Origin of the sequence: Alkalihalophilus sp. As8PL (genome assembly GCF_040939795.1) — a bacterium.
Taxonomy (GTDB): domain Bacteria; phylum Bacillota; class Bacilli; order Bacillales; family Bacillaceae_D; genus Alkalihalophilus; species Alkalihalophilus lindianensis.
Window position 1 is genome coordinate 1237192 of record NZ_CP162551.1, and the last position, 12583, is coordinate 1249774.

The following is a 12583-nucleotide window of genomic DNA, read 5'->3' on the forward strand; positions in this document are numbered from 1 at the left end:
GCTTCACCTCTTAAAGTGTATTGGTGTTTATATCTATATACACAGTATATGACCACTTTATTTTAAAAGCAATAATAAAAAACAATAATTTCCATTTTTATTTCACTTGCTTATGTAAGCGTTTAATTTTACACTATTCTTACAATGGTGTAGGAGGTAATGGAATGAACGAATATTTTTTAACGGTTTATGAGCCGAATGGTGAAATGGTTTTTGAGGAGAAGATTGAAGCGGCCGATGACCAAGCAGCACAAGAAGTAGGAAAAAAGAAGTTAGATGAAAAGAACTTTACTAATCACACGCATCGTCTAACTCGCTCTGGTAAATTATTATTATTCCACGTCTAGTCTAATAAGCAAAAGCACAGTTCATTGAACTGTGCTTTTGCTACCTATTCTACTTGTACACGTAGCTGCTTTCTAAAAACCTCGCGAATCATGTAGGAGACACCGTTTTGCTTATTAGAACGAGTGATCCAGTCTGCAACATGTTTAACCTCATCTGCTGCATTCCCCATTGCCACTCCTAAACCAACTTGTTCAACCATCTCGACATCGTCTGCCTCTATACCTACAGCAACCATTTCTTGAAGAGAAATCCCTAGCTCTTGGCCCACTTGTTGCAAACCATTTAATTTCGAGACCCCTTCTGCTACAATTTCCAATTTGCCCTCACGTATGGATACAATATTGATTCCACTAACCATTTCATTGAGCTGCTTTAGAGCCGATTGTTGTTCCGCTTCATCAAAAAATTGAACTTGAATTTTCGGTGGGGCAATCGCTTCTTGCATTAAACGATCATAAACCGAGTCGACAAAAGAAACTGGATAAAACAGCGGGTCCCCTACTCCTATCGTCATTTTTGCGATTAATTGATTTTTTTGACGGGTTTTATTGCCAATCGCAAAACTTTCATGCAGCACGCGAATATGACAGTCATATTGCTCTAATAATTCAACAAGCTGTAGGGTCGTGTTCACACTGATCCTTTTTACATATAAAGGATCTTCAGGATCACTTGCCACAAATGCCCCATCATTCGTAATGAGGTATCCATCTAGTTTTAATGATTTGGCTATTCTTTTTGCAGAAGAATGAGGTCTTGAAGTAACAAGTGTGATATAGACCCCTTTTTGTCTTACATACTCAATTGCCGCTTTCGTTTGCTTTGAGATCTTAGCGTTAGAACCAATTAATGTTTCATCAATGTTCAGGGCTAGTAATCGGTACGTCATGATGCTTTCCCCCTTTTTCTTTACGACGACACGTCCCATTTCGGTCTGCCTGTCTGTTCTCTAGACTGTATGTATCATGACATCGCATTAGAACTAAAAGTAAATAGACGAATTCCTTTACTTTCGCTATACTTTTTTTAGACATTCAGTAAAAAGGAGTTTATATGAAGACTTTTGTTCAATTTTACTTAGTTGTTCCAGCCATTTTTATGATTTTAACGAGCCTTCAATTAGAAGGAGATACGATTAACCAGTATGCTATTGCATTGCTCGGTGCAGCATCTGTTGGGTTATTTGCGGGATTTGTGTTGCATATGGCTGTATTAATTGGGAAGAAGATAAAAGAACAAACACCCGGTAACTAAAAAAAGCGACAGGCATTTTCAATGCCTGTCGCTTTTGTATTCACTACTTATTGTTGACCTTCTGGGTTACCGTAGATCTCTTCAAGTGGTTCTGTAATAATCTTGTTGATATCCCCAATGATGACACTTAGACGTTGTTCTGCTTCCATTAGTTTTGAGATTAGCTCATGTTGCTGAACAAGTTCAAATTGTTGCTGAGCTTGTTGAGCTTCTTCTTCAGAAATCTGAATACCTTGCATTTGCTTTTGTTGAAGCTCTAACTGCAAGTTACGGAAGTTCTCAAGCATCTTTTTCGCGATATCATCCGCTTCAATTTGTTCATGCATTGATTGAAGTGCAGAGAATTCTTCACTTTCAGCAATTGCTTTCTTTAATTCATGAGCCTTATCGTATACATTTGACATTCTATAACGTCCTCCTAAAAAAATAGTCTTTACGACTATAACATGTCTAAACCGACAATTCATCCAATTAGGCGAATTTAAACAATATTTACAGTCTCACTCTCTCATAGTCACTTTACCCAAGAAACAAGACAACTAAACCTTGAATAAAGCCAATCATTCCACCTAATAAAGCTCCTAGATAAGTGATCATTTTAAATTCTCTTTTAGAAATCGTTAATACAAGCTCCTCTAAACGTTCTACAGAGAAAGCCTCCACCTGTTCCCGTACGATTTCTTCAAGATGTAATCTCTCTAACAATCCTTCTAGGTGACTAGCTAATAGATCAGAAGTTGCATCCACCATTTTCGGTACCCATTCAGTTAGCAAACGTTCTTCAAATGAGCCGGTCCACTTATAAAATGGCTGCTCGATCCATTGATAGAGCGGTACATTTCTTTCAATTGAAGACGTGACATATTGAATTATATCTTCTTTATTAAGGTGGGCTTCAATCATTGCTACATCTTTTTGCTTTAACTTATGCCATTCCTTGTGCAAAATATCTTCGATCATCCGTTTTGTTCCCGCATCACGCATAAACTTCATCAGTTCCGGCTGTAATTTATCGACAAGTCGCTCATTGCCAAGAAACATTGAAATCATATTTCCCAGTGTGCCTTTATTTAATAAGAAGCGGTCAATCATTTGACTTAATCGTTCTTTTCCTTCCTCGCTACTGAAGAGAGTTTGTCCTCTTTCTAGTAAGAAAGTCGCCACAAGCGGTACACTCTCATCTAACTTCTTACTTATACCAACAGGTAATACTTCTCCAATTGGTTGATGACGATTTTCTGAGAAAAATCGATTGTAACTTCCCTCAATGACCTCTTCTGTTTTTTGGACCAGTGCTTGCTTAGGTTGGTCCACTCCTAGTTTTTCTTCTAGTATGTTTGCTACAGTTTGCTCACTGCGGAGCAGCTTTTCTAGCTCAGAACGTAACCACTCATTCATCGCATCCATAAAGGCGGTGCTCTTCAACTTATTTCCAAGTCCTTCTGCTGTTAATAAGTACTGTACAACCATTTGGCCAAGTTGAGTTGCAAGCTCTTGGTGTCTTTTAGGGATTAAACCCGGTGTAAAAGGAACCTTCCATTTTCCAATTCGTTTTTCGGTATAAGGTCTAAATAACATTTTAATTGCTAATGAATTGGTCATGCCGCCAATAACAGCTCCAATAACCATCATAAATACAATAAACCATGCAGTATGCAACTAGTGTCACCCTTTCTGTGAATCACCCTATAGGCACATATCACATAGTATACGATATCAAGCTCCGTGTTTGCTAGTTCAAGATTAGCTTTAAACCGAATATTTGTCTCTTTCTTTTGATTAAGAAAAAAGGAGGAAACTGCGATGAAAATCGTTAGTCTATCGTATGATAACTGGGAAAAGTATCGTCGTCCACTTATTCGTTTTTCAAAAAGATATGATAAATCACCTCGACAAAGCGTCTATTCATGGATCTTCCAATTGAAAAAACATCATATTGAGGATGCTGGTACTTCTATTAAAATCGCTCTTTGGGAAGGTAAAATTATTGCCTGCTCGGTTGTCTCACATTATGGTTCGAAGTTATCTAGTATGCTTATCTCTCCTAAATATAAACAAACTCACTTGTTGGCAAACTTAACAGAGGCAACACTGCAAGACTTAGGTGTATTGTATAGACGAATTCGCTATAATGATGAAGCAGGAATCAAAATGGCTTTGCAAGCTGGACTTGTCTGTTTTTCTTATTTAGAGGATCGTGATGGGAAGGTGTATCTATGGTTTGGCGGTGGGCATTGGCATTCCGATGATATTTCTGAAAAGGAAGCCTAACACAATAAACCCTGGCGTGATATAGTAAATGTAATCGCTTTAGTACAGTCGCATCAGGGAGGTTTTTGAAATGATTTCTCATTTTCAGTGGAAAGAAATTCGTAATAATTTAGTCAGACGTGAATGGGCCTTTTCCTTTTTCCATCAAGGTCTTTATCATACGGGATCTTATCATAAAGACGGAACGATTGCGTGGAGTCATCCCATTCCCTCAGAGGAAAAGAAAAAAGAGCTTGAGCCTAAAATTCATGATTTAATGCTTTATCATGTATATGAAGAACATTAATGCATAGATTGTTTACTCCAAATCCATCCTAATTAAAAAGGAGGGATGAGCGATGTCAGAAAAGAAAAAAGAATCATGTAATGAAGGACGCGACGAATTTTTTATGGATATCGATCGGATGATAAATGAAGGGCTTGGTGGCGGAGTTGTCAATGAAACCCACGCTGGTATTATTGAAGAAACAAGAGAATTAGAAAAAGAAGATCGTCCAAACGAAAATAAATAAGAACCAGAAATCCTTCTCATTTAAATGTGAGAGGGATTTTGTGTTTTTTAGGCGGGCGTTGTTTGATATACTTCAAAAACAGACGGATTCAAACGAGGTGTACGGAACGATGTTAAACGACAAACTAAACCGCTTATTTGAAGGGGCTCTTGTCCCCCAAAAGCTAACCCCTCCCCATCCAGATGTATTATGGCTTGTAGATGAGAGTGGCAAGCCTACTGGCTTTTGGAGAAATCAATTAACGGAAAAAGAAAAAACACTCTTAATGCTTCTTTATAAAGAATACCAGCATACACCCACACCAACTAATGAGGTCGATAAGCAGTGGGCAGAATGGTTACTAGAAGAAGGTAACGTTCCAAATGGAGTAGAACACGTACAGTTGGTCCATTTTTACTTAAGTGAAGTACTTGACGATTATGAAGCCTTCACGTCTACCTGGCATGATGCATACCCCCATGTCAAAGCACTGATATGGATCAATCAACAATACGGTGTTCTTGTCTTAGACGGAGCAGACCAAGAAGACGAAATAGAATACGAAAACTTTGCAGAAGCGATCTCAACGGACTTCTACGTTGATTTATATGTTTTTATTGGTATCCAATCAAACGTATCCGACTCAAGAGAATCCTTTTTTAGGCAAGAGCAATCCTTTCACTACCTCTTGAGTACAAGTCGGACGAAGCATGTGTATCAGGAACACGAAGTCCTTCCACTTTACTTGATGCGCTTTGTTCCCGAAACAGAAATAACTTCATTACTTGATCGTTTAATTACGGCAGATTTACTTGAGGATAAAGAACTTCTATCAAGTATTACGACCTATTTTGAGCATAACTTAAATACAACGCAAGCTGCTAAAGCTCTTCATATGCACCGTAATAGTTTACAATACCGGATTGATAAGTTTGTTGAACGAACAGGAATCGATATTAAACAATTTTCCCAGGCTACTCTTGTTTATTTCCTTCTATTGCTCCATAACCATTCTTAAGTGAATAGTCAGAGTGCACAGTTTGAATAGAAAAGCTTGTGCACTCTGACTATAGCACACAAGAAATGAAAGGGGTTACAATGAGAGTACAAACAAGCAGGGGGAATTAACATGGCAGATATCCACTTAAAAAACATTTATAAAATATATGATGGTGATGTAACAGCAGTTACCGATTTTAACCTTGATATTAAAGACAAAGAATTTATCGTATTCGTCGGTCCGTCTGGTTGCGGTAAATCAACCACTTTACGAATGATTGCAGGACTTGAGGATATTTCAAAAGGAGATCTATATATCGGTGATCGCCGTGTAAATGATGTTGCACCAAAAGATCGCGACATTGCGATGGTTTTCCAAAACTACGCTCTTTATCCACATATGAACGTTTATGAAAATATGGCATTTGGATTAAAACTTCGCAAATTTAAAAAAGATGAAATTGACCGTCGTGTTCGTGATGCTGCAAAGATCTTAGGACTTGAAGAAATGCTTGATCGTAAGCCTAAAGCCATGTCTGGTGGACAACGCCAACGTGTAGCCCTCGGTCGTGCAATTGTTCGTGATCCACAAGTATTCTTAATGGATGAGCCATTATCGAACCTTGACGCTAAATTACGTGTTCAAATGCGTGCTGAGATTACAAAGCTTCACAAGCGTCTTCAAACAACGACAATTTATGTTACGCATGATCAAACCGAAGCAATGACAATGGCCTCTCGTATCGTCATTATGAAAGACGGCTTTATCCAACAAGTTGGTTCACCTAAAGAAGTTTATGATAACCCTGAGAATGTCTTTGTTGGTGGTTTCATCGGTTCTCCTTCAATGAACTTTATTAGTGGTCGAATTGATGGGGATACATTTAAAGTTGGAGATGTATCAATCAAAGTTCCAGCTGGTAAGCTCACTACTATCCGTGAGAAGGGCTTTGCGGATAAAGAAATCATTCTTGGAATTCGCCCTGAGGATATTCATGATGAGTTATTATTCATTGAATCTTCACCTGAGACGAAAATTACAGTGGACATTGATTTAGCAGAGTTAACAGGGGCAGAAACGGTGCTTTATTCTTCTCTACATGGCCAAAACTTTGTTGCACGTATCGATTCACGTACAGACATTGCAGGTGGCCAATCCCTTGATTTAGCATTTGATATGAACAAAGTTCACTTCTTTGACCCAGAAACAGAACTACGTATTCGTAACTAATCCAAACATAAGCGACTTTACCATCTTACTGGTAAGTCGCTTTTTTATGATTCCATAAAGATATAGATATAAGAAGACCTACACGCCTCACAGCCTACATAATGCGGGCATCCGTTCTCTTGAGTTGGGCTTTTCGTCTCATTTGTTAGATCATATTCCTCGTATGCACTGTAGTCATCTTGGTAATCATAAATACGTCCATAAATTTTCAAAGACTGACCACACCCATCGCATGCTCGCATAGATGAGATTAATCCATTACAAGCAGGACACATCGCCATCCTTTTTGCCTCCCATTATCTAGTAATTAAAGAAGAGGTGAGCGAACTCACCTCTTGTAAGCCATTATATTAGATTATTTTTGGTACCCACCCATTTGTTGTTCAGCCATTTGAACTAAACGCTTAGTGATTTCACCACCTACAGATCCGTTAGCACGAGCTGTAGCGTCTGGTCCTAGTTGTACACCAAATTCAGAAGCGATTTCATATTTCATTTGATCAAGTGCTTGTTGTACGCCAGGTACTACAAGTTGATTTGAGCTGTTGTTGTTAGCCATGTTTCTCACCTCCTTGTGTACTCATAGTTTGGTTTTTTTCATTTGACTTATGTACAGTATTTTAATTATTTTTTTGGTAATTAGCGGTAAATTAGAATGTAAAACGAAAAACGGATCAGACACGATGTCTCATCCGTTTTACTCCTATTTCTTCACGTTTTCTTTTAATTGCTCAATTTCCCTTAGCACTTGTGGGTTTTCTAGCGCTGATAGATCACCTGCCTCCAGTCCAAGATAAGCTGTTTTGATGGCACGACGCATCACTTTTGCATTACGTGTTTTAGGAAGGTCACTCACAAAATAAAGATCCTTCGGTTTTAATGCTTTTCCAAGTTTTTCGGATACAAGCATTAAAAGCTCATGCTTAAGAGAGTCAGACTTAGACAAATGTTTTTGAAGAACAACAAAGCAAATAGCAGCTTCCCCTTTCACTTCATCAGGTATACCGATTGTCCCTGCTTCTTTTACTGCCTCATGTGCAACTAACACCGATTCTACTTCGGCAGGCCCCAAACGCTTACCTGCAACATTTAAAATATCATCAGAACGACCTGTAATCGTCCATTGACCTTCATTGTCTTTAATGACCCAATCGCCATGAACCCATGTTTGGTCAAAGCGATTCCAATACGCATTCAAGTAACGTTCCGGATCGCCCCAAAACCCTTTTGTCATTCCAACCCAAGGTTTTGTAATAACTAGTTCACCAACCTCATTCGTAACCGGCTTGCCATTTGGATCATATACATTAGCCGCCATTCCTGGTAGAGGAGAATTAAAGGTAATAGGACCAATCGGACGCACTAACACATTTCCAAGAATGCCTCCTGCTATCTCTGTTCCACCCGAATAGTTAAAAATCGGGATCTTTTTCTTCCCAACACGTTCAAATAACCACATCCATGGCTCAGGATTCCACGGCTCACCGGTTGAACCAATTACTCGTAACGTTTCCAAAGAATGTTGATCGATATTCTCTTCATCTTGTCCCATTAAAGAACGAATTAATGTTGGTGAGATGCCTAAATGAGTAACTTTATGCTTAGCAACAAGCTCCCAAATCCGATCAGTCTTAGGGAAATCTGGTGTGCCCTCATATAACAAAATTGTCGCCCCGTTGACGAGACCGCCGTACACGAGGAAAGGCCCCATCATCCAGCCCATATCTGTATACCAAAAAAGGACATCTTCTTTTTTTACATCCATCCCTATCCCAGCATCAAAGGCTGCTTTAATTGGAAAGCCACTATGTGTATGCACAGCTCCTTTTGGCTTCCCTGTTGTTCCGGATGTATACAAGAGCATGAGCGCATCTTGGCTATCCATTTCCTCAGTCTCTTCATAATTCTCGGAGTTACGCATATCTTGCCAATCTACATCTCTTGTTTCATTCCATTCAATATTGGCCTTCAGCCTTCTCACAACGACGACCTTTTCCACAGAAGGCGAAAGCTCTGCTGCACGGTCGGCCTCTTCTTTCATCATCACAGCCCTACCTCGCCTCATAAATCCATCCGCTGTGATCAATACTTTTGCCTCGCCCGCGTTTAGTCTAGTTGCTACAGCTTCGGCACCGTACCCTGAAAAAACAGGAGCAAACACAGCCCCCATTTTTGAAATAGCCATCATCGCAATAACAGTTTCTGGAAGCATCGGCATATAGATTCCAACTACATCGCCCTTCCTCAAGCCAATCTTCCGCAATCCTGCTGCCACTCGGTCCATTTCTTCTTGCATGTCTGAAAAAGTAAAGGTCCGCGTCTTTCCGTCTTCACCTTCCCATATAAGTGCCTTCTTCTCAGCCATATTAGAATTCTCCGCCCACTTACCGATCGACAGATGAGCAGCATTTAGGGATCCATTTTCAAACCAAACAGGCCACTCAATTCCATTAGCATCATTCAATGTTTTCGTATAAGGCTGGTACCAAGGAATGTCTAATTCTTTTTCTGCTTCAGACCAAAACCAGGAAACATCCTCAATCGTTTTATTGAAAAAAGAATCATAATCTGAATCCCCTAGCTTTTTCATCCACTGATAAAGACGGGTCTTCTCTATATATTCTGATGTGGGATGCCATACTGTCTTACTCATCTTATATCCCCCTCACTTTTTGAAAAACGGACACATAGATTCGATGTGTCCGTTTAAATGGATTGTTTATACTGGGTAAACAGGATGCTTGCGGTGAGTGAAATCTAATTCTTTTGTACGGTAAGCTTCAAGACGAGTCACTAATTCCTTACGTAAATCATTACTTTGGACAATACCATCAATGACCATTTCTGAAGCAAGTCGATAAACATCAATATTTTCTTTATATTCTTTTCGTTTTTCTTCTACGAATGCTGCTCGCTCTTCTTCAGGAAGCTCAGTGATTTTCTTAGCATAAACAGCGTTCACTGCTGCTTCTGGACCCATAACAGCTATTTGTGCATTCGGCAATGCTAGGCAACAATCTGGTTCAAAGGCAGGGCCTGCCATTGCGTAAAGACCAGCACCATAAGCTTTTCTAACGATGATGGAGATTTTAGGAACAGTAGCTTCTGACATCGCAGAAATCATTTTAGCCCCATGACGAATGATTCCTGCTCTTTCTACTTTTGTACCGATCATAAAGCCAGGAATATCTGCTAAAAAGACAAGCGGAATATGATAAGCGTCACATAAATTGATAAACTTCGCTGCTTTATCGGCTGAATCATGGAACAAGACCCCGCCTTTAGCCCGCGGTTGGTTAGCAATAATTCCAACTGGCTTCCCATCCATACGAGCAAGTCCTGTAATCAGCTCTGGTGCGAAAAGCTTTTTAATTTCAAAGAATGATCCTTCATCGATCACTCGCTCAATCAAGTCATGCATATTAAATGGGGCATTTTGGTTTTGAGGAATGATCTCATCAATGCTTTTTTCAAATTGTTTCGGCTCAGCTGAAACCTTCTCAGGAGGCAATTCGCCGTAGTTTGCAGGAAAATATGATAAGTATTCACGTGCCATTGAAATCGCTTCTTCCTCCGTTTTCGCTAGCACATCTCCACATCCTGAAACCGAGCAATGCATCTTCGCACCACCCATTTCCTCAAGTGATACTTTTTCGCCAATAACCATTTCAGCCATTCGTGGAGAGCCAAGATACATTGATGCGTTCCCTTCCACCATGACAACAATGTCACAAAATGCTGGAATGTAAGCCCCACCTGCTGCAGATGGTCCGAATAATAGACAGATTTGCGGAACACGTCCAGATAGTTTAACTTGATTGTAAAAAATGCGTCCTGCTCCTCTACGTCCTGGGAACATTTCAACTTGGTCCGTGATACGTGCACCGGCTGAATCCACAAGATAAAGCATAGGAACGTTTAATTTTTCAGCCGTTTCCTGAATGCGGATAATCTTCTCAACCGTTCTTGCTCCCCAAGAACCTGCTTTAATAGTTGAATCATTGGCCATCACACAAACGGTTTGACCGTGAACTTTCCCAATCGCTGTTACGACACCGTCAGCAGGTAATCCATCTGCTTGGCAATTGGCAAACAAGCCATCTTCTAGTTCAACACCCTCGTCAAATAATTGCTCTAAGCGTTCTCGTACAAATAACTTACCTTTTTCTGCATTGCTTGCGTGGTATTTCTCAGCTCCACCTTTTTTAATTTCCTCTACTCGCTCTTGTAATACTTCTTCAAATGACATGCGAACGCCTCCTATTCTCCTTTGTAGTTCGGTTTACGCTTTTCTTTAAAAGCTTGTAACCCCTCTAGCCGGTCCTTTGTTGGAATCGTTTGCTCATAAGCTAGCTTTTCAATTTCAAGTCCTGATGCAAGATCTACTTGCATGCCAGCCTGAATCGCACGCTTCGCTTGTTTAATTGCAATCGGCCCATTTGAAGCAATCTTATCTGCAAGGGCATAAGATTGTTGCAAAAGTTGATCTTCGGGTAAGACTCGTTCGACAAGTCCAATGGCAAGAGCCTGATCAGCATCCACCCTCGCAGCACTAAAAATCAATTCCTTTGCTTTTCCAAGTCCAATTAGCCTCGGCAAACGCTGCGTGCCACCAGCTCCTGGGATAATCGCTAAAGCCGTTTCTGTTAAGCCATAGCTCGCACCTGCTTTTGCAAAACGAATGTCACAGCTAAGGGCGAATTCTAACCCTCCACCAAAAGCCCCCCCATTCATTGCAGCAATCGTTGGTTGAGGGAGAGCTTCGACTTTATCCATTAAGGTTCGGATCAAGGTAACAGTTTGCTTTACTTCTATTGCATTCATGGTCGCTCGCTCTTTTAGATCGGCTCCTGCACAAAATACCTTCTCACCTGTATTTGTGAACAGGACGACTCGAACCTCTTCATCAAAAACGAGCTCATCAAGTGTGGAATGCAGCTGCTTTAACATGTGAACAGATAGAGCATTGGCTGCTTCAGAACGATTTAATGTAATCAGAGCTACACCATGCTCGTTTTTTTCTATTAATACATTTGCATCCATTACACTTCCTCCTTACAAGAACCACTTGCTAATCGGGCTTGCAAATTATGACTAGGAAGCGCTCTCCCTACCTTTTGATGAATGAATTCTGCACTATCTAATAGTTGGTTAAGAGATACATCTGTGTCCACACCTAGTCCATTAAAAAGATAGATCATGTCTTCTGTTGCTACATTTCCAGCAGCACCCGGCGCATAGGGACAACCACCAAGTCCACCTACTGCTCCATCAAAACGACGAACACCTAGTTGATACGCCTGATAGACATTGGCAAGTGCCGTTCCTCTCGTATCGTGGACGTGTAGAGCTAATTTATCGATAGGAATGGTATGGGTTAAAGCTTTAATTACTTCTTCTATTTGATTTGGGGTTGCAACACCGATTGTATCTCCTAAGGATAGTTCATCGATGCCCATTTCCATTAATTTTTCTGCTGTATGTACTACTTGATCAATGGAAACATGACCTTCATATGGGCATCCAAATACTGTTGAGACATACCCTCTGACTGACTTTCCTGCACCCTTGGCATCATTCACAACCGATGCAAGAACCGGGAACGTCTCATCCATTGATTTGTTGATATTTTTTTTGTTATGCGTATCGCTTGCAGACATAAAAACGGACACTTCATCAATCTTAGCTTCTAATGCGCTCTCAAGACCTCGTTGATTCGGTACAAGAGCTGCATAGGTCACGCCAGGCTGTCTGTCTATTTGCTTGACTACATCAAGAGAATCAGCTAAAGCAGGAATCCACTTTGGGGGTACAAATGAAGTAACTTCAATATAGGAAAGACCTGTTTGGGATAATTGATTAATCCACGCCACTTTATCCTCGGTTGAGATCATCTGTTTTTCATTTTGCAGACCATCTCTTGGTCCAACTTCACGTATCAACACTTTTTCTTGTAGCACCAAAATCCTCCTTTATAGGGCAAGCTGAA

16 protein-coding genes are annotated in these 12583 nt (G+C 40.2%); 7 read left to right on the forward strand and 9 right to left on the reverse strand.

The features are described from left to right. The first annotated feature begins 164 nt into the window (after positions 1-164). Positions 165-347 (forward strand): YhzD family protein, encoded by a 183-nt coding sequence (locus AB3N04_RS07845; RefSeq protein WP_368505538.1) that lies wholly within the window; start codon positions 165-167, stop codon positions 345-347. 44 nt (positions 348-391) lie between these two features. On the opposite strand, the gene AB3N04_RS07850 is transcribed toward AB3N04_RS07845, so the two are convergent. Beyond that, positions 392-1237: a Cof-type HAD-IIB family hydrolase gene (locus AB3N04_RS07850; RefSeq protein ID WP_368505539.1), complete on the reverse strand. Its 846-nt coding sequence runs from the start codon at positions 1235-1237 to the stop codon at positions 392-394. A gap of 164 nt (positions 1238-1401) precedes the next feature. Between AB3N04_RS07850 and AB3N04_RS07855 the strand changes: the two genes are divergently transcribed. Then, positions 1402-1602, forward strand: a complete 201-nt coding sequence (locus AB3N04_RS07855; RefSeq protein WP_368505540.1) for a hypothetical protein — start codon at positions 1402-1404, stop codon at positions 1600-1602. A gap of 47 nt (positions 1603-1649) precedes the next feature. On the opposite strand, the gene AB3N04_RS07860 is transcribed toward AB3N04_RS07855, so the two are convergent. After that, positions 1650-2006: a YlbF family regulator gene (locus AB3N04_RS07860; protein WP_317123415.1), complete on the reverse strand. Its 357-nt coding sequence runs from the start codon at positions 2004-2006 to the stop codon at positions 1650-1652. Positions 2007-2121: 115 nt separating this feature from the next. Next, complete coding sequence (locus AB3N04_RS07865; protein WP_368505541.1) at positions 2122-3261, reverse strand: DUF445 domain-containing protein; 1140 nt, start codon at positions 3259-3261, stop codon at positions 2122-2124. Positions 3262-3405: 144 nt separating this feature from the next. Between AB3N04_RS07865 and AB3N04_RS07870 the strand changes: the two genes are divergently transcribed. From AB3N04_RS07870 to AB3N04_RS07890, 5 genes are all read left to right on the forward strand, one after another. Continuing rightward, positions 3406-3873 (forward strand): hypothetical protein, encoded by a 468-nt coding sequence (locus AB3N04_RS07870; protein ID WP_368505542.1) that lies wholly within the window; start codon positions 3406-3408, stop codon positions 3871-3873. A 70-nt stretch (positions 3874-3943) separates the two neighbouring features. Next, entirely contained in the window at positions 3944-4159 is a 216-nt protein-coding gene (locus tag AB3N04_RS07875) for a DUF5342 family protein (RefSeq protein WP_368505543.1), read from the forward strand. Between the two features lie 52 nt (positions 4160-4211). Continuing rightward, on the forward strand, positions 4212-4385 hold the full coding sequence (locus AB3N04_RS07880; protein ID WP_368505544.1) for a hypothetical protein: 174 nt from the start codon (positions 4212-4214) through the stop codon (positions 4383-4385). Positions 4386-4494: 109 nt separating this feature from the next. Then, a complete protein-coding gene (locus AB3N04_RS07885) occupies positions 4495-5382 on the forward strand; it encodes a PucR family transcriptional regulator (protein WP_368505545.1) in 888 nt (295 codons plus the stop codon). Between the two features lie 111 nt (positions 5383-5493). After that, positions 5494-6594: an ABC transporter ATP-binding protein gene (locus tag AB3N04_RS07890; protein ID WP_368505546.1), complete on the forward strand. Its 1101-nt coding sequence runs from the start codon at positions 5494-5496 to the stop codon at positions 6592-6594. 44 nt (positions 6595-6638) lie between these two features. On the opposite strand, the gene AB3N04_RS07895 is transcribed toward AB3N04_RS07890, so the two are convergent. From AB3N04_RS07895 to AB3N04_RS07920, 6 genes are all read right to left on the reverse strand, one after another. After that, the gene (locus AB3N04_RS07895; RefSeq protein WP_368505547.1) at positions 6639-6875 is read right to left on the reverse strand and encodes a hypothetical protein; all 237 of its coding nucleotides are present in this window, start codon (positions 6873-6875) and stop codon (positions 6639-6641) included. A 74-nt stretch (positions 6876-6949) separates the two neighbouring features. Further along, positions 6950-7153, reverse strand: coding sequence for an alpha/beta-type small acid-soluble spore protein (locus tag AB3N04_RS07900; protein ID WP_012957684.1), 204 nt, complete (start codon positions 7151-7153; stop codon positions 6950-6952). 144 nt (positions 7154-7297) lie between these two features. Continuing rightward, positions 7298-9247 carry an AMP-binding protein gene (locus tag AB3N04_RS07905; RefSeq protein WP_368505548.1) on the reverse strand — a complete coding sequence of 650 codons (1950 nt, stop codon included), beginning with the start codon at positions 9245-9247 and terminating at the stop codon, positions 7298-7300. Positions 9248-9313: 66 nt separating this feature from the next. After that, positions 9314-10843, reverse strand: coding sequence for an acyl-CoA carboxylase subunit beta (locus AB3N04_RS07910; RefSeq protein ID WP_368505549.1), 1530 nt, complete (start codon positions 10841-10843; stop codon positions 9314-9316). 11 nt (positions 10844-10854) lie between these two features. Next, positions 10855-11637 (reverse strand): enoyl-CoA hydratase, encoded by a 783-nt coding sequence (locus AB3N04_RS07915; protein ID WP_368505550.1) that lies wholly within the window; start codon positions 11635-11637, stop codon positions 10855-10857. Continuing rightward, a complete protein-coding gene (locus AB3N04_RS07920; RefSeq protein WP_368505551.1) occupies positions 11637-12554 on the reverse strand; it encodes a hydroxymethylglutaryl-CoA lyase in 918 nt (305 codons plus the stop codon). Before AB3N04_RS07920 ends, AB3N04_RS07915 begins: the two co-directional genes overlap by 1 nt. Positions 12555-12583: the final 29 nt, after the last annotated feature.